Origin of the sequence: Ostreiculturibacter nitratireducens (assembly GCF_032670585.1) — a bacterium.
GTDB classification, from domain to species: Bacteria; Pseudomonadota; Alphaproteobacteria; order Rhodobacterales; family Rhodobacteraceae; genus Ostreiculturibacter; species Ostreiculturibacter nitratireducens.
This window is the reverse complement of the sequence record NZ_JAVQHL010000001.1, coordinates 797,309-823,773: the sequence shown is the minus strand read 5'-3', so window position 1 is coordinate 823,773 and position 26,465 is coordinate 797,309. Positions and strand designations below refer to the sequence as shown.

The following is a 26,465-nucleotide window of genomic DNA, read 5'->3' as shown; positions in this document are numbered from 1 at the left end:
ATGAAATACAATAAACTCGCCGGTAGCTGCGCCGCCTTCGCCTTTGCCCTTCTGGGCACGGCGGCCTTGGCCGAGCCGGTGGATGACACGCTGGTCGTCAATGGCGAGATCGAGATGATCACGCATACCGACGCGGCGCCGGACTACATCGAGGGCTTGTCCGAGCAGTATTCCGGCTGGCATTTCCGCGAGGACGACACCCGCGCGATGCAGGCGGACGATTTCGACAACCCGGGCATGCTCGGGGTTGAGGCCGCCATGGATGTCTGGGCGACGGCTGACGGCGCCGAAGGGAAGTCCTGCGCCTCCTGCCACGAAGACGCCGAGAGCATGAAGGGTGTCCGCACCCAGATGCCGAAGTTCAACGAGGCGAAGGGCGAGATGTACACGCTCGAGATGTACATCAATGACTGCCGGACCGAGCGCATGGGCGCCGAGGCCTGGGATTGGGACAGCGCGGACATGGTCAACATGACGGCGCTCATCTCCTCCGTGTCGCGCGGCATGCCGATGAACGTGGCCATCGACGGTCCCGCCGCCCCGTACTGGGAGCAGGGCAAGGAGATGTACTACACCCGCTACGGTCAGCTCGAGCTTTCCTGCTCGAACTGCCACGAGGACAACTACGGCAACTTCATCCGCGCCGACCACCTGTCCCAGGGGCAGATCAACGGCTTCCCGGTCTACCGTCTGAAGGACGCGAAGCTGTCGTCGATCCACAACCGCTTCAAGGGCTGCATTCGCGACACCCGCGCCGAGACGTTCAAGCCGGGCTCTCCTGAGTTCATCGCGCTGGAACTCTACGTCGCGTCGCGCGGCAACGGGCTTTCGGTCGAAGGGCCGTCGATCCGCAACTGACAGGAATTCCGGGCCCGGGCGGCCACGTCGCCCGGGTTCCTATTTGTTAGGACATTTTTTCACGACTGCTCGGCGAGGCGAAGCCTGCGGAAGCGATTCCGTGGGGTGGCCCTTGCCGTGAACTCGAAGGAGAGGAACATGATTTCGCGACGCGATTTCCTCCAGGCCACCATAGCGGCCTCGGCGATCTGGGGCGCATCCGGGGTGGGGAACTGGGGCAAACTGGCAGCGCAGCAGGCGCTTACCCAGGACCAGCTTCTGGACTTCGAAACCTTTGGCAACGTCACGCTGATTCACATCACCGACATCCATGCCCAGCTGAAGCCGATCTGGTTCCGCGAACCCGAGATCAACCTGGGCATCGGCGAAGTGAAGGGTCAGCCGCCGCACGTCACTGGCGCGGACTTCCTGAAGATGTTCAACATCGAAAGCGGCACGCCGCATGCCTACGCGCTGACCTACGAGGATTTCGTGGCGCTCGCGAAGGGCTACGGCAAGATGGGCGGCCTCGACCGCGTGGCGACGGTCATTAAGGCGATCCGCGCGGCGCGGCCTGACGCGCTGCTTCTTGACGGCGGCGACACCTGGCAGGGTTCGCTTACCGCGGAGCGCACGAAGGGCCAGGACATGGTCAACGTGATGAACGCGCTTGCGCCCGACGCGATGACCTCGCACTGGGAATTCACGCTGGGCATCGACCGCGTGACCGAGATCGTCGACTCGCTGCCATTCGCCTTCCTCGGCGCAAACATCTTCGACGCCGAGTGGGATGAGCCGGCCTACGAGCCCTACAAGATGTTCGAACGCGGCGGCGCCAAGATCGCCGTGATCGGCCAGGCCTTCCCCTATCTGCCGATCGCCAACCCGAAATGGATGTTCCCCGGCCTGTCGTTCGGCGTGCGCGAGGAACGCATGGCCGAGGTCGTGCAGGAGGTGCGCGACGCCGGCGCCGACCTGGTCGTCGTGCTGTCGCACAACGGCTTCGACGTGGACCGCAAGATGGCCTCCCGCGTCGAGGGGATCGACGTGATCCTCACCGGCCACACCCATGACGCTCTCCCTGAGCCGGTCATGGTCGGCAAGACCATTCTCATCGCCTCCGGCTCGAACGGGAAGTTCGTCAGCCGCGTCGATCTCGACGTGCAGAACGGCCAGATGATGGGCTTCCGCCACAAGCTGATCCCGATCTTCTCGGACGTCATCACGCCGGACGCGGAGATGACGGCGGTGATCGACGGCGAGCGCGCGCCGTTCCAGGCGGAACTCGACGAAGTGCTGGGCACGACCGACAGCCTTCTCTACCGGCGCGGTAACTTCAACGGCACCTGGGACGACCTGATCTGCCAGGCGCTTCTGGAAGAGCGCGAGGCGGACATCGCGCTCAGCCCCGGCTTCCGCTGGGGGCCGTCGCTTCTGCCGGGCGAACCGATCACCCGCGAGGACTTGCACAACGCGACCGCCATGTCCTACCCGGCGGCCTACCGCAGCGAGATGACGGGCGAGACACTGCACACGATCCTCGAGGACGTGGCCGACAACCTCTTCAACCCGGATCCCTACTATCAGCAGGGTGGCGACATGGTCCGCGTGGGCGGCATGGGCTACAAGATCGACGTATCGAAGCCGCAGGGCTCGCGCATCACCGACATGGTCCAACTGAAGACGGGCGAACCGATCGACCCGGCCAAGACCTACGTCGTCTCCGGCTGGGCGAGCGTGAACGAAGGCACCGAGGGCCCGGCGATCTGGGACGTGGTGGAAGCATACCTCAAGCGCAAGGGCACTGTGACGGTGGAGCCGAACACCTCCGTCCAGGTGACCGGCGCCTAGTGCGGGGGCAAGAGATGAAAGACGAGACGAAGGAGGTTTCCATGGATGGAACCGAGAGGAAGGGCACGAGCCGCCGGGGTTTCCTGACGACGACCCTCGCGGCTGGCGGTGCGCTTGCCGGGGCGGGGCTGGCGCGCGCGCAGGGGGCACCCGATCCCCTCATCACCGAGGTCCAGTCCTGGGCGCAGGGCTGGGGTGACGGCGTGGACGCGACGCCCTACGGGCTGCCGATCCACTACGAAAGCGACGTGGTGCGGCGGAACGTGAGCTGGCTGACCGCGGACGCGATTTCCTCGATCAACTTCACGCCGATCCATGCGCTCGACGGCACGATCACGCCGCAGGGCTGCGCCTTCGAGCGTCACCATTCGGGCGCGATCGAGCTGTCGAAGGCGGACTACCGGCTGATGATCAACGGCCTCGTGGATACGCCCCTGGTCTTCACCTACGAGGACCTCGAGCGCTTCCCGCGCGTGACGCGCACCTTCTTCCTCGAATGCGCGGCGAACACCGGCATGGAATGGGCCGGCGCGCAGCTCAATGGCGCGCAGTTCACGCACGGCATGATCCACAACATGGAATACACCGGCGTGCCGCTCCGCACGCTCCTCGAAGAGGCGGGCGTGAAGCCCGAGGGCAAGTGGATCTATGTCGAGGGCGCGGACGCGTCGTCGAACGGCCGCTCGATCCCGCTGGAAAAGGCGATGGATGACTGCCTCGTGGCCTTCAAGGCCAATGGCGAGGCGCTCCGGAAGGAGCACGGCTATCCCGTGCGGCTCGTCGTGCCGGGCTGGGAAGGCAACATGTGGGTGAAGTGGCTGCGCCGCGTCGAAGTCGGCGACCAGCCCTGGGAGAGCCGCGAGGAAACCTCGAAATACACTGACACGCTCGAGGACGGCACCTCGCGCAAGTGGACCTGGGTGATGGATGCGAAGTCCGTCATCACGAGCCCCTCGCCTCAGTCGCCGATCAAGCACGGGCCGGGACCGCTGGTCATCACGGGCCTCGCCTGGTCGGGTCGCGGCTCGATCGCTCGGGTGGACGTGTCGCTGGACGGCGGCAAGACCTGGAAGGAAGCGCGGCTAGCCGCGCCGGGTCAGGACAAGGCGCTGACGCGGTTCTATTTCGACCACGTCTGGGACGGGTCCGAGATGCTGCTGCAATCGCGGGCCATCGATTCCACGGGCTATGTGCAGCCCACCAAGACAGAGCTTCGCGCCTTCCGCGGCGTGAATTCGATCTACCACAACAACTGCATCCAGACCTGGTGGGTCAAGGCGAGCGGGGAGGCAGAGAATGTCGAAGTTTCGTAATCTGGTTGTCGGATCCGCCCTTGCTTCGGCGCTGATCGCCTCACCCGCCTTCGCGGAGAAATTCGGCCTCGGCCGTCCCGCGGCCCCCGAAGAAATTGCGGCCTGGGACGTCGACGTGCGCCCCGACGGGCTCGGTCTTCCGCCGGGCTCGGGCAGCGTCGAGGACGGCGAGATGATGTTCTCGGAGAAGTGTGCGGCCTGCCACGGCGAGTTCGGCGAGGCGGTCGGCCGCTGGCCCGTTCTCGCGGGCGGTTTCGACACGCTGGACCGCGCGGATCCGGTCAAGACGGTGGGGTCCTACTGGCCGTACCTGTCGACCGTCTGGGACTACGTCCACCGGTCGATGCCCTTCGGTAATGCCCAGTCGCTTGAGACCGACGAGGTCTACGCGATCGTAGCCTACATCCTCTACGTGAACGACCTCGTCGAGGACGACTTCGTCCTGTCGAACGAGAACTTCCTCGAGGTGGAGATGCCGAACGCGGGCGGGTTCATCGAGGACGACCGTGACACGCTGGAACTGGCGGAATTCGTCCGCGAACCGTGCATGGAGAACTGCAAGGAGACGGTCGAGATCACGATGCACGCCACCGTGCTCGACGTGACGCCGGACGACCAGACGGACGACGCCGCCCCGGCCGAAGAGGCTGCGGCGGAAGCTCCGGCGGAAGAGCTCGTGGCCGAGGCAACGGTCGAAGAGACAGCGGAGGAAGTGCCCGCCGACGAGGTCGCCGTGGCCGAGGTCGACCCGGCGCTGGTCGAGGCTGGCGAGAAGGCCTTCAAGAAGTGTGCCGCCTGCCACAAGGTCGGCGAGGGTGCGAAGAACGCAGTCGGTCCGGTGCTCAACGGCATCGTCGGGCGCGCGGCGGCGACCGTCGACGGCTTCCGCTACTCGCCGGCGCTGGCGGACGCGGCCTCGGGCGGGCTCGTGTGGAATGCCGAGACCCTCGGCGCCTTCCTCGCGGACCCGAGGGGCTACGTGCCGAAGACCAAGATGACCTTCGCCGGTCTGAAGAAGCAGGACGAGATCGACGCGGTGATTGCCTACCTGTCGACCTTTGGAGGCTGATGCCTTGGGGCGGCGGACCTCTTTCCCGGTCCTCGCCGCCTGTCTCGCCCTCGCGGGCTCACCCGCGGGGGCGGAGCTTATCGGTGACGCGAAACGCGGCGCCGGACTGTGGGAGGAATGCCGGGACTGCCATCGGATCGGCCCCGGTGCCGAAGCCGCCGTCGGCCCGCCGCTGAACGGTCTTTTCGGACGGCGCGCGGCCAGCATGGAAGGCTTCCCGTATTCGAAGAGCATGACCCGGATGGGCCGCGATGGGCTGACCTGGACGCTGCAGACCCTCGACGCCTACATCGAGAACCCGAAGGCCCTCGTGTCTGGCACGCGCATGTCCTACGACGGGCTGAAGGACCCGGAGGACAGGGCGGACCTCATCGCCTTCCTGCGCGATTACTCCGACAAGCCACGCGACATCCCGGAGGCGGAGCCAACGGCGGTCCGCTCGCTTCCGGACCTCTCGCCGGAGATACTCGCGCTGAAGGGCGACCCGGAATACGGCGAATACCTCGGCTCGGAATGCCAGGCCTGCCACCAGCGCGACGGATCGGACCAGGGCATCCCCTCGATCACTCTCTGGCCAGAGGAGGATTTCGTCGTCGCCATGCATGCCTACAAGCAGAAGTTGCGTCCGCATCCCGTCATGCAGATGATGGCCGGACGGCTGTCCGACGAGGAAATCGCCGCGCTCGCCGCCTATTTCGGTTCACTGGAGCAGTGAGCGGCAACAAGGGAGGACGAACGTGGCCCATGACAGACGCAGTTTCCTTGGCGGGATGGTCGCCGCGTCGGCGGCGCTCGCAGCACCGGCGGCGTTGGGTCAGGCGAGGCCGCGGGTCGTCGTCGTCGGTGGCGGGGCAGGGGGTGCAACCGCCGCGCGCTATATCGCGAAGGACAGCAAGGGCGCGATCGACGTCGTGCTGATCGAACCCTCCCGCGCCTATTACACCTGCTTCTTTTCGAACCTTTTCATCGGCGGTTTCCGGGAATTCGACAGCCTCGCGCATGACTACGGAACGCTCGCCTCGGATTACGGGGTGAACGTGGTCCATGACTGGGCCCTGGGTGTTGACCGCGAGGCACGGACCGTGACGCTCGCCGGCGGCGCGACGATCGGCTGGGATCGGCTGGTGCTTTCGCCTGGGATCGATTTCCGCGAGGGCTCGGTGCCCGGCTGGGACATCACGGCGCAGAACCTCATGCCGCATGCCTACAAGGCCGGGAGCCAGACCGAGCTTCTGAAGGCGCAGGTCGAAGCGATGCGGGACGGCGGAACCTTCTGCATGGTCGCACCGCCCAACCCCTACCGCTGCCCGCCCGGACCCTACGAGAGGGTCTCCATGGTCGCGCATCTGCTGAGGGAGAAGAACCCGACGGCGAAGATCCTGATCGTCGACCCGAAGGAGAAATACTCCAAGCAGGCGCTTTTCGAGGAGGGATGGGATCACCACTATTCCGGCATGATCACGCGGATCGGCCCGGATTTCGGCGGCGACAAGGTCGAGGTGCGGCCGGATGCGATGGAGGTGGTGATCGACGGGGTGGTCGAGAAAGTGGATGTCTGCAACGTGATCCCCGGTCAGAAGGCGGGGCGGATCGCGGAAATCGCAGGCGTGACCGAGGGCGACTGGGCGCCGGTCAATCCCTACAGCATGGCCTCGCGCCTCGATCCCAAGGTCTACATCCTCGGCGACGCCGCCGCGCAGGGCGACATGCCGAAGTCCGCCTTCGCCGCGAACAGCCAGGCCAAGGTCGCGGCAATGGCGATCCGGGGCGACCTGACCGGATCCAAGGTGTTTCCGGCCAAGTATTCCAACACCTGCTGGTCGCTCATCGACGCCGATGACGGCGTCAAGGTCGGCGCGGCCTACGAGGCGACCGAGGAGAAGATCGCCTCGGTCGAAAGCTTCATCAGCCAGACGGGGGAGGCGGCCGACCTCAGGAAAGCGACCTACGAGGAATCGCTCGGCTGGTATGCGGGGATCACGGCGGACATCTTCGGCTGAGCGCGCCCACTGGACGAGGCGTGCGGCTTCGTACAAGGTTCGGGCCATGACGATAGCTCCCGAGATTTCCCGGCTACGCGACAGGGCCTTCGCGATATGGTCGGCGGGCCTTGCGGCCGCCGATCCCGCAGAGGCGGTGCGCGCTTCGCTTGCCCGCGATCCGCTGCCGCCCCCAGCGCCCGGCGGGCGGCTTCTGGTGATCGCGGTCGGCAAGGCGGCCCGTGCGATGACCGGGGCCGCGCTGGAGGTTCTTCGGGGCAAGGGCTGGGCGCCCCCCGAGGCGCTTGTCGTGACGAATTACGAGAACGCCGGCGACCTTCCCGGCGCCACGGTCATGGCGGCCGGCCACCCGGTTCCGGACGAAAACGGCCATCGCGCGGCGGAGGCGGTTCTTGCCGCGCTGCGCCCCCTTGGCGCCAACGACCGCGTCCTGGCGCTGATCTCCGGCGGCGGATCGGCTCTCCTGCCCGCCCCGGTCGAGGGCGTGACGCTGGCCGAGAAGGCCGAGGTCAGCCGGCTCCTGCTCGCCTCAGGCGCGCCGATCGAGGAAATGAACCTCGTCCGCCAGCAGCTGTCGCGGCTGAAAGGGGGAGGGATGCTGCGGGCGGCGGCGCCCGCGAAGGTCACGGCCCTGATCCTGTCGGATGTCGTGGGGGATGATCTGTCGGTGATCGCCTCGGGTCCGACGGTCGCGCCGGTGGGCACGAAGGCAGAGGCCCGCGCGGCCCTGGAAGCCCGTGGGATCTGGACGCGCCTGCCGGTATCCGTGCGCGCGCATCTGGAAGCGCCCGCGCAAGCACTCCCGCCGCTGCCGGAGGCCGACAACCGGCTCGTCGGTTCGAATGCGGCCTCCGTCCGCGCGATGGAGGAGGCCGGGGCGCGCATCTTTCTTCGGCCCGTCACCGGCGACGTCGGAGACGCGGTGCAACGGATCATGGACGAGGCGATTAAGGTCTCTCCGGGCGGCGCCATCGGCTTCGGCGGCGAGACGACCGTGACGATCCGGGGCGACGGCAAGGGCGGGCGCAACCAGGAACTCGCGCTGCGCTTCGCGCTTCTGGCGGAGGGGCGGCTGGAGGGCGATTGGGCCTTCCTCTCCGCCGGCACGGACGGGCGCGACGGACCGACTGAGGCGGCAGGCGGGATCGTGGATCCGTCCACGCTGACCCGGATGCGAGCCGCCGGCCTGGACGCCGAAGATGCGCTTGCGCGGAACGACAGCAACACGGCGCTGAGTGCCTGTGACGGTCTCGTGATGACTGGCGGCACGGGGACGAATGTCGCCGACCTGATGGTCTTCGTCCGGGGATGAGCCCTCAGGCCTGATGCAGGAAGTCGCCGTATCGGCCGCCCCAGAAGATCAGGGGATCGCCTGCGCGCATCTCGGCCCTCAGAACCTGCCCGACGAGGATTGCGTGGTCGCCGCCTTCATGCGCGGCATGGGCCGCGCAATCGAAGCGGGCGAGGCATCCCGGTAGCGCCGGGGCGCCTTCCGGCGTTACCTTATCGCCAAGACCCGCAAAGTCGCGGCCCTCCCGCGCGAATCGGCGGCAGAGGTCGAGCTGGTCGGCGGCAAGAACGTGAATCGCATAGTGGCTGGCCGCGGCGAAGGCCGGGAAGCGGCCGGAGGAGCGCGCCGGGCACCAGAGCACGAGCGGCGGGTCGAGCGAGACGGATGTGAAGCTGTTCGCCGTCATTCCCACGGGTCCCTCGGGGCTTTGCGCCGTGACGATGGTCACGCCGGTCGCATAGCGGCCGAGCGCCTCGCGCAGCGCGCGGGCGCCGCCCTCGTCAGGGGTTATGACGGTCGCAGTCACTCAGGGCACCTCGTGGCCGATCGCGGCCTCGTAGAGTTCGAACCAGGTTTCGCGGTCTAACCGCACCTTGAGGGCTTCGGCAAGGCGTCCAATGCGGGCAAGATCGGTCGTGCCCATCACCGGCAGTAGCCGGGCCGGGTGGGCGAGCAGCCAGGCCACGGCGACAGCGGCGGCGTCGACGCCCTGAGCGGCCGCGACGCGGGCAAGCGTTTCCAGCAGCCGCGGCTGCGCGCCTGCGAAAAGCGCGCCCCCGCCCAGCGGCGACCAGGCCATCGGCGGGATGCGCCGTTCCTGCAGGAAGGAGAGATCGCCATTCGTCAGCGGCTCCGGCGCGGCGAGGCTCATCTCGATCTGGTTCGTGACAAGGGGTGTCTTCATGGACGACTGAAGTAGCGTGAAATCGTGCGGGCGAAAGTTCGAAACGCCCACCGTGCGAACTTTCCCGAACGCCACGAGGTCATCGAGTACGCCGCCCGTTTCCTCCGCGTCCATGAAGGGATCGGGCCGATGGATGAGCAGGAGGTCGATCTGCTCGATCGCCATCTTCTTCAGCGAGTTCTCGACCGCCGTCCGGATGTGGCGCGCGCTGGTGTCGTAATGCTTCACCCGGCGGTCGGGATATTTGCCCGACTTCAGCATTATCCCGCATTTCGTCACGATCTCGATTTCGTCGCGAAGGCCGGGGCTGGCACGCAACGCCTCGCCCAGAAGGAATTCGCTTTCGTAGTCCCCGTAGATGTCGGCCTGGTCGAAGCTAGTTATGCCCTGCGCGAGGCAGGCGTCGATCTTGGCCCTGACGCGCGCGGGGCTCCGGTCATTGTCGTTGCCCAGCCGCCACATGCCATACACAAGCCGCGACAGTGTCAGGCCCTGCCCGAATTCGACCCTTTCCATGCTGTCCCCCTCTGCCGCCCCGGCTTGGACCCTGCCACATTCCGCCTTATGGGAACAGTGCGGGAAGAAAGACGAAAGGCGCCCGTTGGGGCGCCTTTTCCAGGTCCGATGTCCGGTCCGATTCAGACTTCGTCGGAACCCGTGTCGATCAGCCAGCCACCGGGGCCGGCGATGCGGTCGGGAAGCGTGAAGATCATCACCTCACGAAGAGCGACACAGACAAGGAAGCTGCCTACGATGTCATCGAAAGAGATCTGGCTGAGAAGTTCCATATCGCCCTCCTGCAACTGGTACGATTGCTTTTTTCGCAATCGAACGCGGCTGAAATGTGACGCGATATGGGAATTACAGATGCATTCGTGTGGCGGAGAGATGTGTGTGTTTTCACATCGCCGGAGCCGGTCAGCTTCCCTTCCCCTCGAGCCCCGCGGCGGTCATCTCGGACGCGCCTGGAATGCGCATCTCGAAGACCTCGGTGACGCTCGTGTAGTCGTAGTAGCCGAGCCGGGCGAGCGGCCTGAGGCGGAGGATGTCGATCTTTCCCTCGGGCGTCAGTGCGGCGTCGTTGACGTGGATGCGTGCGACCTCGCCATAGACGACATCCACCCAGCCGTGGGCGGAGGATCCCCGAAAGCGGTGCGTGGAAAGGTAGCGGCACTCGAAGTGGCAGGGGCTTTCCGCGACCCGCGGACCGGGCGCGTCGACGCAGGCGGCCTTCGTGACGCCGGCCTTGTCGAACTCATCTACGCCGTCGGGCCATTCCGCGGCCGATATGTTGACCGCATCGCGCAACCCGTAGGTCGCCATGTTCCAGACGAACCAGCCCGTTTCCTCGGCGTTGATCACCGTGTGCTTCCTGCGCCCGTCGGAATACTGGTTCGCGGCAAACATCACCATCGGGGGGTCGAAGGTCAGGTTCTGCCACTGGCTGTAGGGGGCGAGGTTCGCCACCCCGTCCCGCGAAACGGTCGAAAGCCACCCGATCGGGCGCGGCACCGTGCAGGATTTGAAGGGCGAATAGGGAAGGGGGCAGGGCTCTTGGCCCGGGGCGTAGTGCATGGGCGCTCCTTCAGGCGTATCGCGGGCGATTAAGGCACGGAGCGGCATGGCGCGGCAAGGCCGGGGCGCGGCTGGCACAGTGTTGTATGGACACAACGCCGCCCGTCCGCATCGGTGACGGCACGCCGGGGGCGCGCTTGTTGTTCGATGTGAGGCCACCTATCTCGCAGCAAGGCCTTGCGTGACACCCGTCGCCCCAGCGGCCTACGGGAGACCCTGATGACCGCGACCCTAGCCTATTTCCGCTGGCCATTCCTGTTCACGGCCCTCGGTCTGGGTCTCGCCTTCTGGCTTGGCTGGTCCTACAGCGGTAACCTTGCGGGCGCGGTGAGCTTCTTCCTGATCGGCCTCGTCCTCGCGGTCCTCGAGATCTCGCTTTCCTTCGACAATGCGATCGTCAACGCGAACAAGCTGAAGGAGATGACGCCAGAGTGGCAGCACCGCTTCCTGACCTGGGGCATCTTGATCGCGGTCTTCGGCATGCGTGTCATATTCCCGCTGCTCATCGTCGTGGTCGCGGCGCATATCGGCCCCTTTGCCGCGATCAGGCTGGCGGCGACGCAGCCTGCCGAATACGCGCGCATCATTTCGGGAGCGCATCTTTCGATCGCGGCCTTCGGCGGCACCTTCCTGATGATGGTCGCGCTCTCCTATTTCGTCGACGAGGGCAAGGAGGTGGACTGGATCCGCATGCTGGAGACCCGGCTGCGCAAGTGCGCCTCTGTCCGCGGGCTCGAGATCGCGTTCGTCCTCCTGGTCGTCATGGGCTTCGCCACGGTCCTTCCCGACCATCACACGGCCGAGTTCCTCTATGCCTCGGTCGCCGGGCTCCTGACCTTCCTCGCCGTCGAGGTGATCGGACATGTCCTCGACATGCAGTCTGCGACGGCGGACATGGCGCGGCGGGGCGGCCTCGGCGCCTTCCTTTACCTCGAGGTTCTCGACGCCTCCTTTTCCTTCGACGGCGTGATCGGTGCCTTCGCGCTGACGCAGAACCTTTTTCTCATCGCCATCGGCCTCGGCATCGGCGCCTTCTACGTCCGCTCCATGACGATCATGCTGGTGGAACGGCGGACGCTCGCGCAGTTCCGCTACCTGGAACACGGCGCGTTCTATTCGATCCTGGTTCTCTCCGTGATCATGTTCGCGCAGTCGCTCTGGCATATCCACGAGATGATCACCGGTCTTCTCGGAGCCGTTCTGATCGGTCTCGCGCTGATCTCCTCTATCCGGCACAATCGGCGCGTGAACGGCGCCTGAGGCGCGGGTTTGCGCTGCATCAAGGCACCGTGCCAATCGCTTCCCTAGGCTTCGCGGCGATTGGATCGCCAGGACATTTGGAGGGATAGACATGGCCGAATTCGTGCGCTGGTTCTCGGATCTGACCATCGAAGACGTGCCACTGGTCGGAGGCAAGAATGCCTCGCTCGGCGAAATGTACCGGGAGCTCACGCCTCTGGGCGTCAAGCAGGCCAACGGTTTCGCCGTCACCGCCGAGGGCTACCGCGCCGCGCTCGACGCCGCCGGGGCCTGGGAGAAACTGCACCGGGAACTCGACGGGCTCGACAAGTCCGACGTGAGGGCGCTGCACAAGGCCGGTCAGTCCTGCCGCGAGATCGTCTATGCCGCGGGCCTCACCCCGCAGGTCCGCGACGAGATCCTCGAGGCGATGGAAAAGCTCTATGACGAATACGGCAACGACATCTCGGTCGCCGTCCGGTCCTCCGCCACGGCCGAGGACTTGCCGACGGCAAGCTTCGCTGGCCAGCACGACACCTACCTGAACATCGCCGGCAACGAGATGGTGCTGGATGCGGTCACGCGCTGCAACGCCTCGCTCTTCACCGACCGGGCGATCAGCTATCGGATCGACAAGGGCTTTGACCATTTCAAGGTCTACCTGTCGGCCTGCGTGATGAAGATGATCCGCTCCGACCTCGCCTCTTCGGGCGTAATGTTCACGGTGGACACCGAATCCGGCCATCCCGATTTCGTCTTCATCACTTCGGCCTTCGGGCTGGGCGAGAACGTGGTGCAGGGCGCGGTGGACGTGGATGAATTCCTCGTCCACAAGCCGCGCTTCCGCGACGGATTCCGCGCCGTGACACGCCGCGTGCTTGGCGCGAAACAAATGAAGATGGTCTATGCCGCGGGGCGCACGCGCGAGCCGATCGTCAACAAGCCCACCTCGGCCGAGGAACAGGCCGCCTTCTCGATCACGGACGACCAGGCGCTGGTGCTCGCCGACTACGCCATCAAGATCGAGGATCACTATTCCCGCCACCGTGGCCACACGACGCCGATGGACATCGAATGGGCCTTGGATGGCAAGGACAACGAGCTTTACATCGTCCAGGCCCGCCCGGAGACCGTGACCTCGCAGGCCGACGCGAACGTGATGGAGGAATACGTCGTCACCGGGAAGGGCGAGACCCGCGTCACCGGTCGCGCCGTCGGCACGAAATGCGCGCTGGGCAAGGTCCGCGTGATCCGCTCGACCGAGCAGCTGTCGGAGTTCAAGCCCGGTGAGGTCCTCGTCTCCGATACGACGACGCCGGACTGGGAGCCGGTGATGAAGACCGCGGCGGCGATCGTGACGAACCGCGGCGGCCGCACCTGCCATGCGGCCATCGTCGCGCGCGAACTGGGCATTCCGGCGGTCGTCGGCGCGGAAGGCGCCACCGCGACGCTGAAGGACGGCGAGACGGTCACGATCTCCTGCGCCGAGGGCGACGTGGGCCGCGTCTACGCGGGCGAGGTGCCGTTCGAAACGCGCCGGACCGACCTCGCGACGCTGAAGAAGCCGAAGACCCATATCATGGTGAACCTTGGCAACCCGGAGCTTGCCCTGAAGACCTCCTTCCTGCCGGTCGACGGTGTGGGGCTCGCCCGCCTCGAGTTCATCATCAACGAATACATCAAGGCGCATCCGATGGCGCTCCTCCATCCCGACAAGGTAGAGGACAGGGAGCATCGCGCCGCGATCGACAAGATGGTGCAGGGCCATGCGAATGGCGGGGATTTCTTCGTCCAGCGTCTTTCCGAAGGTGTCGGTACTATCGCCGCCGCCTTCTGGCCGCGCCCCGTCATCGCGCGGCTGTCGGACTTCAAGTCCAACGAATACGCCCAGCTGATCGGCGGCGCCCCCTTCGAGCCGAAGGAGGAAAACCCGATGATCGGGTTCCGCGGCGCCGCGCGTTACACCCATCCCAGCTTCGAGGAGGCATTCGTCCTCGAATGCCGCGCGATGGCGCGGGTCAGGGACGAGATGGGGCTGACGAACCTCAAGCTCATGATCCCCTTCTGTCGCCGCGTGGACGAGGCCGACCGGGTGATCGAGTTCATGGGCAAGCACGGGCTTGAGCGTGGCAAGAACGGGCTCGAGATCTATGTGATGTGCGAGATCCCGAACAACGTCATCGCCATCGACGAATTCGCCAAGCGGTTCGACGGGTTCTCGATCGGCTCGAACGACCTCACGCAGCTCACGCTCGGCGTCGACCGCGACAGCCAGATCGTCGCCTTCGACTTCGACGAACGCGACCCGGGCGTCATGGCCTTCCTGAAGCAGGCGGTTGACGGCGCGAAGCGCAACGGCCGGCATGTCGGGATCTGCGGCCAGGCGCCGTCGGACTACCCGGAAATGGCGCGCTACCTCGTCGACTGCGGGATCGATTCCATCTCGCTCACACCGGACTCGGTCCTCAAGACGCTCCAGATGGTCGCGGAGATGGGGGGTTAAGCCTCCCGTGCGAGGCGGCGCACCAGCGCCGCCACCGCCGCCTCGACCGGGGGCGAAAGCCCCTCGCCATGGCCGAACTCCGTGCCCTCGATGGCGAAGACCCGCAGACGCGGCGGCAGCGCGCCGAGGCTCCGCGCCAGTTCGATCGCCGCCGCCGCTCCGAAGCCGTGACTCGAAACGGTGCCGAGCGAAGCGGGCAGGGGGCCCGTGCCCGCTTCGAATTCGTGCACCGTCCCGGCCTCCGAGCCCGAAGCGCAGGCGTCGACGAGCACCACATCCCGTCGCCCCTCGAAGAGCGCGAGAAGTCCACCGGCCTCCCCCGACGCCTCGACCGCTTCCATTCCCATGTGCGAAAGAGCCCGCGCCACCGCCCGCCCGGCGCCGTCGTCGTGCCGCATCGGATTGCCGCAGCCGATCACAAGTCTCGTGACCTGCCCTTTCTTCTGGCCGGAGATATCCCCGCCGGAGCCTCCCGCGGTCGCCACCCTTACCCCCTGTCTATTTCCAGCTTCAGGAAATGCGTCGCGCAGGAGATGCAGGGGTCGTAGTTGCGGATTGTCTGTTCGCAGAGATGCCGGATCTCGTCTTCCGGCCGGTCGAGGATGTCTGCGATGAATTCCGACAGGTCCGCCTCTATCGAGGGCTGGTTCTGCGACGTGGGCGGCACGATCTGCGCCTCGGCGATCGATCCGTTGCCGTTCAGCCGGTAACGGTGGAACAGGAGCCCCCGCGGCGCCTCCGTCGCGCCCATGCCCTCGCCGGCTTTCGGCTCCACCGTAACCGCCGGGGCGTCCGGCTCCGTGTAGGCGTCGATCAGCCTGAGCGCCTCGTCCACGGCAAAAAGCGTTTCGACCGCGCGGACGGTGATCGACCGATATGGGTTCCGGCATTCCGCGCCGAGGCCCGCGCGGGCCGCTGCGGCCTTCGCCCGTTCGGACAGCTGCGGATAGCACAGGTTGTAGCGCGCCAGGGGGCCGCAGAGATACGCGCCCCCCTCGATCATCCAGCCCTGAAGCGCGTTCGAATGGGCGACATGCTCTTCGCGGAAATGAGCGTTGTAGTCTGGGATCGCGATGTCGAGCCCGCGGTTGGACACGATCCGCCCCTCGTTCATCGGGTATTCGTCCGGATGCTTCAGCGAGACGAAGGTGTAATCGCGCTCCTTCTCGGGGAAGGGCAGGCTCGCGGTCCAGTCCACGAAAGCCTCGGCCAGGTCGCGCGCCCTCAGAAGCGTCTCGCGCAATTCGACAAAGTCCTTCCGCTTCGGAACCTTGTAGAAGCCGCCGACGCGGACGTTGATCGGGTGTATCTCGCGCCCGCCGAGGAAGGCGACGATCGAGTTTCCGGCCTTCTTGAGGTCCAGCGCCAGCTTCACCGCCTCGCCATGCCCCGCCGCGGCCATGTCGAAGGCACCTTCGAAGCCAAGGAAATCGGGGGCGTGAAGCATCGCGGCGTGCAGGACGTGGCTTTCGATCCACTCGCCGCAATAGAGCATCCGGCGCAGGTCGCGGAGCGGCCCCTCGACCTTTACGCCAAGCGCCATCTCCATCGCCTGGACCGAGCTCATCTGGTAGGCGACCGGGCAGATGCCGCAGATCCGCGCGGTGATGTCGGGCGCCTCGGCATAGGCGCGGCCCTGAAGGAATGCCTCGAAGAAGCGCGGCGGTTCGAAGATGCGGAACTCGGTCCCCACGATCTTTCCGTCGCGCACCGTTACCTTGAATGCCCCTTCGCCCTCGACCCGGGCGAGCATGTCGACCTTGATGACCTTATCCGTCATGGGCTTCCGCCTCCGCCCGGAATGCCGGGGCGTTGGTGTTGAAGGTGGAGAAGAGCCGCTTGACCGTGCCCCGGTCCGTGCCAAGTTCCGCCAGCTGCGCTGCCAGCGCCGCCGTATTCGGCGTCTCCTTCGGTCCGAAGCAGCCGTAGCAGCCGCGAGAATAGCCGGGGCAGAGCGCCCCGCAGCCCGCATGGGTCACGGGGCCGAGGCAGGGCGTGCCGTGGGCGACCATGACGCAGAGGTTCCCGGCCCTCTTGCATTCGATGCAGGTCGAATGCTCCGGCGTCTGCGGGCGGCGACCGGCGAGCGTGGCCGCGATCACCTCGATCAGCTGGCGCTTGTCGATGGGACAGCCGCGAAGCTCGAAGTCCACCTTCACGTGGTCCGCGATCGGCGTCGCGGTGTCGAGCGTCGAGATGTAGTCGGGCCGCGCGTAGACGATGCGGATGTATTCCTCCACGTCCGCCATGTTCTTGAGCGCCTGGATGCCTCCCGAAGTGGCGCAGGCACCGATGGTGATGAGCTTTCTCGCGCGCTTCCGGATACCCTGGATCGCGGTCGCCTCATGCGGGGTCGTCACCGATCCCTCGACCAGCACGAGGTCGTATTCCCCAACGTCGTCGGCGCGCGTCGCTTCGGGGAAGTAGGCGATGTCTATGGCGCCAGCGACCGCCAGAAGCTCGTCTTCGCAATCCAGGAGTGACAGCTGGCAGCCGTCGCAGGAGGAGAACTTGAAGACGCCGAGGCGGGGTTTTCCTGTCATCCTAAAGCTCCTTCACTGCCATCGCGGGCCGCATTTCGCGCCAGTCGAAGACCGGACCGTCGCGGCAGATGAAATGGGGGCCAAGCTGGCAATGGCCGCACAGCCCGATGCCGCAGGCCATGTTCCGTTCCATCGAGACGAAGACCGATGCGGGCTCCGTTCCCCGGTCGACGAGCCCGGTCGCCGCGAAGCGCATCATCACCTCCGGCCCGCAGATGAAGGCCGTGGTCCGAGCGGGGTCGAATTCCGCCCGGTCGAAAAGCTTCGTCACGACGCCCACGTTGCCGCGCCAGCCGGGTTCCGCGTGGTCCACCGTCACATGTACGGCCATGCCTGCGCGCCAACGGTCGTGTTCCGCTCCGTAGAGGATGTCACCGGGGCTGCGCGTCCCGTAAAGTAGCGTCACCCGGCCGAACCGGCCGCCGCCCGCGAGAAGCGTGTAGAGCGTGGGCCTGAGTGGCGCGAGGCCGAGGCCGCCCGCCGCCACGATCACGTCGCGCCCCTCTGAAAGGTCGATCGGCCAGCCCTTGCCGTATGGCCCGCGCAGCATCAGCCAGGCTCCCGGTTCGAGCGCAGCGAGGGCAGAGGACACCGGCCCCGCGGCGCGGATCGTGTGGACGATGCGGCCCGCGTCCGCCGGATCTCCCGAGAAGCTGATCGGCACTTCGCCGACGCCCATGAGGCCCAGCATGTTGAACTGCCCCGGCACGAATCCCGCCCAGTCCGGCGGCGCCTCGAGCGTCAGCGTCACGACGCCGGGCGCCTCCTCCGTCCGGCCTGTCACCCGGGCAGGCACCGGGACCATCGCGTCCTCGAAGGGTGCGGGGTCGGTTTCAGCCGCGGTTGCCATAGACATCGAGCATCTGGAGCCTTGTTGCGTGCAGCCGGTCCACGACGACTGGCATGAAGCGTTTCATCACGTCGTAGCCGAGCGCCGGGTTCGCCTCGCATTTCTGCCTCAGGCATGCGGCGTCGAGCGCGATGGCGCGAACGTCCGAATGCGCGTGGGCGTCATAGGTCCAGCGGTAGGGCGGAACGAGCCACGAGAGCCCGATCACCTCGTCGGGGCCGGCCGTCATGAATGTGAGCCGTCCCTTGTCGGGGGCCGATATCTCCAGCCCCACCTGTCCTTCGCGGATCAGGAAGATCTGGTCCGCCGGGTCGCCCTCGCGAAAGAGGTATTCGCCCTCGGCGAAACGCGCGTTCATCGCGCAGCCGGTGACGAGGTCAAGGAACTCCTTGTCGAGGCCTGCGAACAGCCGGTGCGCCCCGACGATACTTCCAAGATCGTGGATCGCCATCGCCTCCTCCTATGGCTCGCGGCGTATGGCCGCGACTTCCTCGGTGATGTCTATGCCCACCGGGCACCAGGTGATGCAGCGGCCGCAGCCAGTGCAGCCCGACTGGCCGAACTGGTCGTGCCAGGTGTCCAGCTTGTGCGTCATCCACTGCCGGTAGCGGGATTTCGGGCTGTGCCGCAGCGGTCCGCCGCCATGCACATGGGTGAAGTCCAGCGTGAAGCACGAGGCCCAGCGGCTTTCGCGCGCGGCGCTTTTTCCATCGAGGGACGAGGTTTCCACGGTTTCCGTGCAGAAGCAGGTCGGGCAGACCATGGTGCAGTTCGCGCAGTTCAGGCAGCGGCGCGCGACATCGTCCCAGCGCGGATGCTCGGGGTTCGACTGTAGCAGCCCCGGCAGGTCCTTGGTGTCGATCCGCCGGGCGATCTGGGCCTCGGCGCGTTCGGTCAGCGCCGTCGCCGCGGCGAGGTTCTCCTCGCGGGCCGGGCGCGAGGGCAGGAGGGCGAGGAGCTCCGCACCCTTGCCGCTTCCCGCCTCAGCAAGGAACGTCCGGCCTTCCTCGATCTCGGTCAGGCAGATGTCGTGCCCCGCCCCGGCCGCGGGTCCGGTTCCCATTGAGGGGCAGAAGCAGGTGGAAACGGCCCGGTCGCAATTCACCGCGACGATGAACGCCGAGGCACGCCGGGCCGCGTAGTGCGGGTCGCGGTAGGGGCCCTGCATGAAGACACGGTCCTGCACCGCGATCGCGGCGAGTTCGCAGCCGCGGACGCCGAGGAAGGCCATCGGCTTGTCGGGCGGCGGCTCCGGGTGGATGACCGGCGGCGCCCCTTCCGCTCCGGCCTCGGCCTGCCATATCCGCTGGCGCGGCGGGTGAAGGAAACGCTTCCAGCTGTCTGGTCCGATCACGTAGCCGAAAAGCGCCTCGCCCGACTTCGCCAGCCGGTAATGCCCGCCGGCCTGTTCGCTTACCCAGCCTTTCGGCAAGTCGTCGACCGAGGTAACGTCTTCGTAGCGCACGGCGCCGTCGCGCTCTACCGGGCCAAGGACGCGCTTCCGCTTCGCGAGCCGGGAGACGAGAGCGTTAAGGCCCGGAAGATCCAGAAGCACGGCGGCGCGGGAATGGCTCATGGCAAGACCTCGTCCGTCGATTCGCGCGCGTTCTTCGGCGCGGGCTGGCTGGCAAGGCCCGCCTCACGCAGGAGTGCGAGCACCTTTTCCGCCTCTGCCGCCTCATGGCGACGGATCGCGAAGCCTGACTGGACGGTCACGTAGTCGCCCACGCTCACCCCCTCCAGAAGTGCGAGCGAAATGATCCGTTCGCCCTCCGGCCCTCTGGCGCGGGCCGTTCCGTTCGGGGCGATCTCCTCGATCCGTTCGGGAACACACAAACACATGCTGCATTGAAACAGGGAATCGGGGTGCAAGGGAAGCACCCACCGGGGGGCTGCGTCGCTTTGTGCCGTCACTGGTCGCATCGCGCCTTGACTCGTTGGCCATTAAGCGCGAAGCGGAGGGCACTTCGGTTTCCGCCAGCCCGGGCAAGGGACGGCGGATTAAAAGGGAACCCGGTGCGGTCCGTGAGTGGCCAAATCCTGGGCTGCCCCCGCAACTGTAAGCGGCGAGTTTCGGCTGACGACGCCACTGGGGATCCCCCGGGAAGGCCAGCCGGGGCGAAGACCCGCAAGCCAGGAGACCTGCCGAAGTGATCACCCTTTCCCATGCGCGGGGGGCGCATGCGAGGCGGCCTACCGCAGTGGTGACAACACACCGTCGGCGGAAAGGCGTTCCTTTCCAAGGACAAGTATCTATCGGCGGGGCGGAAGACCCCCGCGCCGGAAAGGGAACTGGAATGTACGGAAGAACCTTCGCGCTTCTTGCCGCAACGACGGCACTGGCCGCGCCCGCGGCCGCGCAGAGTGTCTACGAGATCGAGGAGATCGTCGTCAGCGCCAACCTCGAGGAGACGGAGGCCGAGCGCACCGGTGCCTCCGTCACGGTCGTGACCGAAGAGGACCTCAAGGCCACCGGTGAAACCCGCCTAGTCGAGTTCCTCTCGCGCCTGCCCGGCGTTACGATCCGCACCACTGGTCCGATCGGCGGGCAGGCGGGTCTGTCGATCCGTGGCGCCTCGCAGAACTACGTCGCCGTCCTCGTCGACGGTATCGACGTGACCGACCCCTCGCGCACCCAGGTCGCCTTCGACTTCGGCGGGCTGACCACGGCAGACGTGAGCCGCATCGAAGTTCTTCGCGGCTCGCAATCCGCGCTCTACGGCAGCCGCGCCGTCGGCGGCGTGATCAACATCACCACCCGCCGCGCGACCGAAGAGGGGATTTCCCAGACCTTCGCGGCAGAAGCGGGAAGCTACAATTCCGCACGCCTTTCCTACGGGTTTGCCCGCAAGGCTGGCGCGACGGACTACGCGCTTACCCTGAGCCATGCGCAAACGGACGGCTTTTCGGCCGCAGATGAGAACGCCGGCAACACGGAAGACGACGGATACCGTGCCGACCGTGTGAGCCTGACGGTGAACCACGCGCTCGAGAACGGCGCCGTCCTGTCGTTCTCGGGCTTCGTCGAGGATTCGGAAGGCGACTATGACGAAGTCGACTTCTTGACGGGTCTGCCGTTCGACGGAACCCCGGACGAGACGACCGATGCGCTGGCGGTGGGCCTGAGGGGCGCCGTGGCCTTCTCGACCGGCGCCATCGACCACACCGTCGCGGCGACCTTCTACCGGATCGACCGGCAGTACGCGACCGTGACCGCATTCGGTCCCGCCAACTATGCCTATACCGGGACCCGCCACAAGCTGGCCTGGCAGGGTGCGACCGATCTCGGGTCGAACACCCGGCTGGTCTTCGGCGCCGATGTCACGCACGAACGTTACGAGCAGCGCGGCGACTATGGCTCTGCCGACCGTTCCAGCACGATCGCCGGTGTCGTCGCCGAGGTGAGCCACGCCTTCACCAGCGACCTCGACGTGACCGCGACCCTGCGCCACGATGATCACTCCCGCTTCGGCGGCTTCACGACCGGGCGCCTCTCGGCCGCATACCGTCCGACCGACGACCTGATCCTGCGCGCCGTCGCAGCTACCGGCTTCCGCGCGCCCTCGAACTACGAACTTTACGGCGACTTCGTCGGCAACCCCGACCTCGAAGCCGAGCAAAGCCGCAGCTTCGAACTTGGCGCCGAGTACCTCCTGCCCGGCGGCGGTTCGATCCGTGCCACGGCATTCTGGCTCGAGGCCGAAAACCTGATCGACTACTCCTTCGCGACCTTCTCCTACGACCAGATCTCCGGAACGTCGCGCCGTTCGGGTCTGGAGCTTGCCGGCGAGGTTCCGCTCGGTGAGCGCGCGGTTCTGACCGGGTCCTACACCTACACCGACAGCGCGACCTCCGCGTCGAGCTGGGCGCTCGTGCCCCGGCACGAAATCGCTCTCGGTGTCGAGGCGCAGCTCGCCGACCGGCTCCGCGGGGCCTTCACCGTCGAACACGCCGCGGACCGGGATTCGCTTCCGGACTACACGGTGGCCAACGCGACCTTCACCTACGACCTCGGGCAGGAGACCGAGGCTTATCTGCGCGTCGAGAACCTCTTCGACGAGGAATACCAGCTCGTGCCGGGCTACGGCACTTCGGACCGCGCCTTCTATGCCGGGCTTCGCAAGAGCTTCTGACCTCCGGGTCCTTCTCGCCGCGCTGGGCCTCGTGCTCGGCGCGGCGATGCCCGCGCGTGCCGAGGCACCCAAGCGCGTGGCGTCGATGAATCTTTGCACCGACCAGCTTGCGATGCTGATCGCGGCTCCGGGACAGCTCGTTTCCGTCTCCAACCTCGCTTCCCGCGCCGAGATGTCGGCAATGGCCGAGGAAGCGGCCCGCTACCCGGTCAATCACGGCCGCGCGGAGGAGCTCTACCTTCTGGCGCCCGACATCGTGCTGGCCGACGTCTGGTCCTCCCCCGCGACCGTTTCGATGCTTCGCCGCCTGGGCGTCGAGGTCGTTCAATTCACCCCCGGCGCCTCGATGGCCGAAATCCGCGACAACATCGCCCGGATGGGCGAAGTCCTGGGGCAGGAGGCGCGCGCGGAGGAGATCCTCGCGGCATTCGATGGCCGCCTTGCGGACCTGACCGCAGACGTGCCGGCACACCGCCCACGCGCCGCGATCTACGGACCGAGCGGCTACACCTACGGGCCGAACACCCTCGCAGGACAGATCCTCCTGGCTGCGGGCTTCGACAACATCGCCTCTGAACTCGGGCTGGACTGGGGCGGGACGCTGCCCCTGGAAAGCCTCATCATGGCCGCGCCCGACCTTGTCATCGCGAGCCGGCGAGAACGGGGGGCGACCTCGCGCTCCGAGGAAATACTGGGTCACCCCGCGCTGAGAGGTCTCCGCCGTGGCGGCGCGCTGACCGATGAATCCTGGGCCTGCGCCACGCCCTTCGTCCTCGAAGCGGTGGCGGACCTGATCCACGTCCGCCACGAACTGGAGGCCGAAGGATGAGGCTCGGCGCGCTGCTTCTCGCCCTGTCGGCGCTTGTCGTGGCTCTGTTCCTCGCCTCGCTGGTCATCGGGCCGGCCGGGATCGGGCCGGGCGAGGGGCTCTCGGCCCTGTTCTCCGACGAGGGTGCAGCGGGCATGGTGATGCGGGAAATCCGCCTTCCGCGCGCGCTTCTGGGGCTGATGGTCGGGGCGGCACTCGGGCTCTCGGGCGCGGCGATGCAGGGGTTCCTGAGGAACCCCCTGGCCGAGCCGGGTCTGATCGGCACCTCCGCCTCTGCCGCTCTCGGCGCCGTCATCTCCATCCACACCGGGCTCTACGCCGCATTCGCCCTCGCGCTGCCACTCGCGGCGCTCGCGGGCGCGGTCGCCTCGGTCCTCCTTATCCTCCTCCTCGCGGGCCCGCGCGGGCAGGCGCTGTCGCTGATCCTCGCCGGGATCGCGGTTTCGGCACTTGCCGCCGCGCTGACCTCGCTGGTCCTGAACCTCTCGCCCAACCCCTACGCGGCCTCCGAGATCGTCTTCTGGCTCATGGGCTCGCTCGCCGACCGGTCGATGCTGCACGTCGGCCTCACCGCTCCCTTCCTCGTCGCGGGCGGCGCGGCGCTCCTGACGCTTGGGCGTGGACTCGACGCGCTGACCCTGGGCGAGGACGCAGCGGCGAGCCTCGGGGTCAACCTCCGCCGCCTGCGCCTCACGCTCGTCCTCGGCACTGCCGCCCTCATCGGCGCGGCGACCGCCGTCGCGGGCGCGGTGGGCTTCGTCGGCCTCGTCGTTCCGCACCTGTTGCGCCGGACGGTCGGGGCCCGGCCCTCGGCGCTCCTGCCGGCTTCCGCGCTCGGCGGTGCGGCGATGATCCTCGCGGCCGACATCCTCACAAGGGTCATCACACCCGAGCGCGATCTGAAACTCGGTGTTCTGACCGCCCTTGTCGGTGCGCCCTTCTTCCTGCACCTCGTGCGCAAGATGGGGAGGGAGGGGCTGTGACGCTTCTGACGCTTGAAGACCTTACGCTGCGCCGCGGCCCCTGCCCGGTGGTGGAGGGTGTGAGCCTGACGGTCGCCGAGGGCGAGTTCGTCGGTCTCATTGGACCGAACGGCGCGGGCAAGACGACGCTTCTGCGCGGGGCGCTTGGTCTTCTGCCCGCAGAGGGCCATTCCTCCCTCGCCGCGCTGCCACCCGAGGCCCGCGCCCGCGCCGCCGCCTGGTTGCCGCAGGTGCGGGAAATCGCCTGGCCGGTCAGCGTCGAGGCGCTGGTGGCGCTTGGGCGGCTGCCGCACCACGACAAGGGGGATGACGCGGTGGAGACCGCGCTGGAGCGGATGGGACTCGGCGCGTTCCGCGACCGGCGCGCGACGGAGCTTTCGGGCGGCGAGCAGGCCCGCGTCCTTATCGCGAGGGCGCTCGCACAGGAGGCGCCGCTTCTTCTTGCGGACGAGCCCGTTGCCGGACTGGACCCCGCCGCGCAGATCGCCGCGATGCGCGTCTTCGCCGAGCTGGCGTCGGAGGGCGGTGCCGTCCTCTCCGCGCTTCATGACCTTGGACTCGCTGCCCGCCATTGTACGCGGCTCATCGTCCTGTCGCGTGGCCGGATCGTCGCGGACGGCACCCCGCGCGAGGTGCTGACAGCGGAAACGTTGGCTTCCGTCTTCGGCATCCGGGCCCATTTCGCGGATACGCCCGAAGGCCCCGTGTTCCAGCCGCTCGACACTCTGGAGGGCGCGTGATGGCCTTCCCGCCCGAACGCATCGTCTGCCTGACCGAGGAAACGGTCGAGACCCTGTACCTTCTGGGACAGGAGCATCGGATCGTCGGGGTCTCTGGCTATGCGGTCCGGCCCGCGCGCGTGCGGAGGGAAAAGCCCCGCGTCTCGGCCTTCACCTCGGCGGATCTGCCGAAGATCCGCGCGCTCGACCCGGACCTCGTCCTGACCTTCTCCGATCTCCAGGCGGACATCGTCGCGGACCTCATTCGCGACGGTATCGCCGTCCATGCCTTCAACCAGCGCGACATCGCGGGTATCCTCGCCATGATCCGCACGCTCGGCGCGCTGACCGGCACGGCGGATCGGGCGGAGGCGCTGGCGCGGGGCTACGAGGCCCGGCTGGCCGCCGTGGCCGCCACACCGCGCCCCGTGCGCCCGCGCGTCTGGTTCGAGGAATGGGACATGCCGCTCATCTCCGCGATAGGCTGGGTCAGTGAACTCATCGGCATCGCCGGGGGGCAGGACGTGTTCGCGGCCCTCGCCCGCGAAGGGCGGGCCAGGGACCGGATCGTCACGGCCGGGCAAGTGGCGGAAACCGCGCCGGAGGTGATCCTCGCCTCGTGGTGCGGCAAGAAGGTGCGACCCGAGAAGATCGCCGCGCGTGAGGGTTGGGGCGATCTGCCCGCCGTCCGCGCGGGACGCATCCACGAGATCAAGTCGCCGATCATTCTTCAGCCCGGCCCCGCAGCGCTGACCGACGGGCTCGACGCGATGCTGGCGGCGCTCTGGGGCAGGGAAGGAGAGGCGGCATGAACGGCGTCGTGGAGTTCATCTCGAAAGGCGGACCGGCGATGTGGGTCATCGCCGCGCTGTCCGTGGGGACGCTTGCACTGATCCTCTGGAAGCTCTGGCGCCTTTCGCTCGCGGGAGCATGGTCGGGCGGGGCTGCGGAGCGGGCGGTGACGCTCTGGTCCGAAGGTCGGGCGGACGCCGCGCGCTCGGCGGTTGCGGGCCGTCGCACCTGGCGCGCGAGGCTCGCGCTCGCGGCCATGGCCGCGCGGCAAGAGATGCCGGAAGCGGCCGCGCGGGAGGAAACCGAACGCATCGCCCGCGCGCTTCTCGCGGAAGCGCGAACCGGCATCCGCGTCCTCGAACTCGTCGCGACCATTGCGCCGCTTCTTGGGCTTCTCGGCACAGTGCTGGGCATGATCGCCGCCTTCCAGACGCTTCAGGAAGCGGGCGCGCGGGCCGATCCGTCGGCGCTCGCCGGTGGCATCTGGGAGGCGCTTCTCACGACCGCGGCGGGGATGGCCGTGGCGATCCCGGCGGGCATTGCTCAAAGCTGGTTCGAAAGCATCGCCGACGGGCTGCAGACCGACATGGAGGATCACGCGACCCGCATCTTCACGCGCGGGGGAGGGAGCGCGCATGGCGGCTGACGGCTTCCATTTCGGTGCGCCGCGCCGGGCCCGGCGGCCCTCGCTGACGCCGATGATCGACGTGGTGTTCCTGCTCCTCGTCTTCTTCATGCTTGCCGCCCGTTTCGGTGCGGAGGGCGCGCTTCCAGTCGCGCTGGCGGCGCCCGGCGCTCCGGCCGAATGGCAGGGTCCCCCGCGCCTCGTGGAAATCGGGCCGGAGAATGTGCGGCTGAACGGCCTCGCCGTGGATGAAGCTGGCCTTGCCGAGGCGCTTCGCCCGCTGATGGCCGGTCCCGAGGCCCCCGTCCTCCTTCGGCCCGTCGAAGGCGCGAGCCTTCAGCGCGTCGTCGACGTCATTGGCGCCCTGTCGGATGCCGGGCTGACGGCGCTTGCGGTGGTGGAGTAGGGC

General features: G+C 67.2%; 27 protein-coding genes and 1 riboswitch. Of the genes, 16 read left to right on the top strand and 11 right to left on the bottom strand.

Annotation, left to right across the window (positions count from 1 at the left end; all coding sequences use genetic code 11):
- From soxA to ABCN56_RS03890, 7 genes are all read left to right on the top strand, one after another.
- Complete coding sequence (gene soxA, locus ABCN56_RS03920; protein ID WP_343079459.1) at positions 1-858, top strand: sulfur oxidation c-type cytochrome SoxA; 858 nt, start codon at positions 1-3, stop codon at positions 856-858.
- 138 nt (positions 859-996) lie between these two features.
- Entirely contained in the window at positions 997-2,688 is a 1,692-nt protein-coding gene (gene soxB / locus ABCN56_RS03915) for a thiosulfohydrolase SoxB (RefSeq protein ID WP_343079458.1), read from the top strand.
- A 14-nt stretch (positions 2,689-2,702) separates the two neighbouring features.
- On the top strand, positions 2,703-4,001 hold the full coding sequence (gene soxC / locus ABCN56_RS03910; protein ID WP_425466068.1) for a sulfite dehydrogenase: 1,299 nt from the start codon (positions 2,703-2,705) through the stop codon (positions 3,999-4,001).
- Positions 3,985-5,070 (top strand): c-type cytochrome, encoded by a 1,086-nt coding sequence (locus ABCN56_RS03905; RefSeq protein WP_343079457.1) that lies wholly within the window; start codon positions 3,985-3,987, stop codon positions 5,068-5,070. Before soxC ends, ABCN56_RS03905 begins: the two co-directional genes overlap by 17 nt.
- A gap of 4 nt (positions 5,071-5,074) precedes the next feature.
- Positions 5,075-5,785, top strand: a complete 711-nt coding sequence (locus ABCN56_RS03900; RefSeq protein ID WP_343079456.1) for a c-type cytochrome — start codon at positions 5,075-5,077, stop codon at positions 5,783-5,785.
- 55 nt (positions 5,786-5,840) lie between these two features.
- Complete coding sequence (locus ABCN56_RS03895) at positions 5,841-7,070, top strand: FCSD flavin-binding domain-containing protein (protein ID WP_425466081.1); 1,230 nt, start codon at positions 5,841-5,843, stop codon at positions 7,068-7,070.
- A 46-nt stretch (positions 7,071-7,116) separates the two neighbouring features.
- On the top strand, positions 7,117-8,382 hold the full coding sequence (locus tag ABCN56_RS03890; RefSeq protein WP_343079454.1) for a glycerate kinase type-2 family protein: 1,266 nt from the start codon (positions 7,117-7,119) through the stop codon (positions 8,380-8,382).
- Between the two features lie 4 nt (positions 8,383-8,386).
- Here the strand turns inward: ABCN56_RS03890 and ferA are convergent, their stop codons facing one another.
- From ferA to ABCN56_RS03870, 4 genes are all read right to left on the bottom strand, one after another.
- Positions 8,387-8,887, bottom strand: coding sequence for a flavin reductase FerA (gene ferA, locus ABCN56_RS03885; protein WP_343079453.1), 501 nt, complete (start codon positions 8,885-8,887; stop codon positions 8,387-8,389).
- Positions 8,888-9,781, bottom strand: coding sequence for an aldo/keto reductase (locus ABCN56_RS03880; protein ID WP_343079452.1), 894 nt, complete (start codon positions 9,779-9,781; stop codon positions 8,888-8,890).
- Positions 9,782-9,903: 122 nt separating this feature from the next.
- Positions 9,904-10,053, bottom strand: coding sequence for a hypothetical protein (locus ABCN56_RS03875; RefSeq protein ID WP_343079451.1), 150 nt, complete (start codon positions 10,051-10,053; stop codon positions 9,904-9,906).
- 130 nt (positions 10,054-10,183) lie between these two features.
- A complete protein-coding gene (locus ABCN56_RS03870) occupies positions 10,184-10,840 on the bottom strand; it encodes a flavin reductase family protein (RefSeq protein ID WP_343079450.1) in 657 nt (218 codons plus the stop codon).
- Between the two features lie 219 nt (positions 10,841-11,059).
- Here ABCN56_RS03870 and ABCN56_RS03865 point away from each other — a divergent pair, with 219 nt between their 5' ends.
- A complete protein-coding gene (locus ABCN56_RS03865) occupies positions 11,060-12,100 on the top strand; it encodes a DUF475 domain-containing protein (protein ID WP_343079449.1) in 1,041 nt (346 codons plus the stop codon).
- A gap of 91 nt (positions 12,101-12,191) precedes the next feature.
- On the top strand, positions 12,192-14,582 hold the full coding sequence (gene ppsA, locus ABCN56_RS03860) for a phosphoenolpyruvate synthase (protein WP_343079448.1): 2,391 nt from the start codon (positions 12,192-12,194) through the stop codon (positions 14,580-14,582).
- On the opposite strand, the gene ABCN56_RS03855 is transcribed toward ppsA, so the two are convergent.
- The 7 genes from ABCN56_RS03855 to ABCN56_RS03825 are packed head-to-tail and all read right to left on the bottom strand — an operon-like array spanning position 14,579 to position 19,817.
- Entirely contained in the window at positions 14,579-15,067 is a 489-nt protein-coding gene (locus ABCN56_RS03855) for a hydrogenase maturation protease (protein WP_343079447.1), read from the bottom strand. The genes ppsA and ABCN56_RS03855 overlap by 4 nt on opposite strands.
- A 2-nt stretch (positions 15,068-15,069) precedes the next feature.
- The gene (locus tag ABCN56_RS03850; RefSeq protein WP_343079446.1) at positions 15,070-16,362 is read right to left on the bottom strand and encodes a Ni/Fe hydrogenase subunit alpha; all 1,293 of its coding nucleotides are present in this window, start codon (positions 16,360-16,362) and stop codon (positions 15,070-15,072) included.
- Positions 16,352-17,125, bottom strand: coding sequence for an NADH-quinone oxidoreductase subunit B family protein (locus ABCN56_RS03845; protein WP_343079445.1), 774 nt, complete (start codon positions 17,123-17,125; stop codon positions 16,352-16,354). The genes ABCN56_RS03850 and ABCN56_RS03845 overlap by 11 nt, the downstream gene beginning before the upstream one ends.
- A gap of 1 nt (position 17,126) precedes the next feature.
- Entirely contained in the window at positions 17,127-17,981 is an 855-nt protein-coding gene (locus ABCN56_RS03840; RefSeq protein ID WP_343079444.1) for an FAD/NAD(P)-binding protein, read from the bottom strand.
- The gene (locus tag ABCN56_RS03835) at positions 17,959-18,426 is read right to left on the bottom strand and encodes a cyclic nucleotide-binding domain-containing protein (RefSeq protein ID WP_343079443.1); all 468 of its coding nucleotides are present in this window, start codon (positions 18,424-18,426) and stop codon (positions 17,959-17,961) included. Before ABCN56_RS03835 ends, ABCN56_RS03840 begins: the two co-directional genes overlap by 23 nt.
- Positions 18,427-18,435: 9 nt before the next feature.
- Positions 18,436-19,551 carry a 4Fe-4S dicluster domain-containing protein gene (locus ABCN56_RS03830; RefSeq protein ID WP_343079442.1) on the bottom strand — a complete coding sequence of 372 codons (1,116 nt, stop codon included), beginning with the start codon at positions 19,549-19,551 and terminating at the stop codon, positions 18,436-18,438.
- A complete protein-coding gene (locus ABCN56_RS03825) occupies positions 19,548-19,817 on the bottom strand; it encodes a HypC/HybG/HupF family hydrogenase formation chaperone (RefSeq protein WP_343079441.1) in 270 nt (89 codons plus the stop codon). The genes ABCN56_RS03830 and ABCN56_RS03825 overlap by 4 nt, the downstream gene beginning before the upstream one ends.
- Positions 19,818-19,926: 109 nt before the next feature.
- A riboswitch (cobalamin riboswitch) is annotated at positions 19,927-20,139 on the top strand.
- 133 nt (positions 20,140-20,272) lie between these two features.
- On the opposite strand from ABCN56_RS03825, the gene ABCN56_RS03820 reads away from it, so the two are divergent.
- From ABCN56_RS03820 to ABCN56_RS03790, 7 genes are read left to right on the top strand one after another with little or no spacing between them, the layout of a single operon-like run.
- Positions 20,273-22,108: a TonB-dependent receptor plug domain-containing protein gene (locus ABCN56_RS03820; RefSeq protein ID WP_343079440.1), complete on the top strand. Its 1,836-nt coding sequence runs from the start codon at positions 20,273-20,275 to the stop codon at positions 22,106-22,108.
- Positions 22,083-22,937, top strand: coding sequence for an ABC transporter substrate-binding protein (locus tag ABCN56_RS03815; RefSeq protein ID WP_343079439.1), 855 nt, complete (start codon positions 22,083-22,085; stop codon positions 22,935-22,937). Before ABCN56_RS03820 ends, ABCN56_RS03815 begins: the two co-directional genes overlap by 26 nt.
- Entirely contained in the window at positions 22,934-23,920 is a 987-nt protein-coding gene (locus ABCN56_RS03810; protein WP_343079438.1) for a FecCD family ABC transporter permease, read from the top strand. The genes ABCN56_RS03815 and ABCN56_RS03810 overlap by 4 nt, the downstream gene beginning before the upstream one ends.
- The gene (locus tag ABCN56_RS03805) at positions 23,917-24,660 is read left to right on the top strand and encodes an ABC transporter ATP-binding protein (protein WP_343079437.1); all 744 of its coding nucleotides are present in this window, start codon (positions 23,917-23,919) and stop codon (positions 24,658-24,660) included. Before ABCN56_RS03810 ends, ABCN56_RS03805 begins: the two co-directional genes overlap by 4 nt.
- Positions 24,660-25,451, top strand: coding sequence for a cobalamin-binding protein (locus ABCN56_RS03800; protein ID WP_343079436.1), 792 nt, complete (start codon positions 24,660-24,662; stop codon positions 25,449-25,451). Before ABCN56_RS03805 ends, ABCN56_RS03800 begins: the two co-directional genes overlap by 1 nt.
- On the top strand, positions 25,448-26,077 hold the full coding sequence (locus tag ABCN56_RS03795) for a MotA/TolQ/ExbB proton channel family protein (protein ID WP_343079435.1): 630 nt from the start codon (positions 25,448-25,450) through the stop codon (positions 26,075-26,077). Before ABCN56_RS03800 ends, ABCN56_RS03795 begins: the two co-directional genes overlap by 4 nt.
- Positions 26,067-26,462, top strand: coding sequence for an ExbD/TolR family protein (locus ABCN56_RS03790; RefSeq protein ID WP_343079434.1), 396 nt, complete (start codon positions 26,067-26,069; stop codon positions 26,460-26,462). Before ABCN56_RS03795 ends, ABCN56_RS03790 begins: the two co-directional genes overlap by 11 nt.
- The last annotated feature ends 3 nt before the right edge of the window (positions 26,463-26,465 follow it).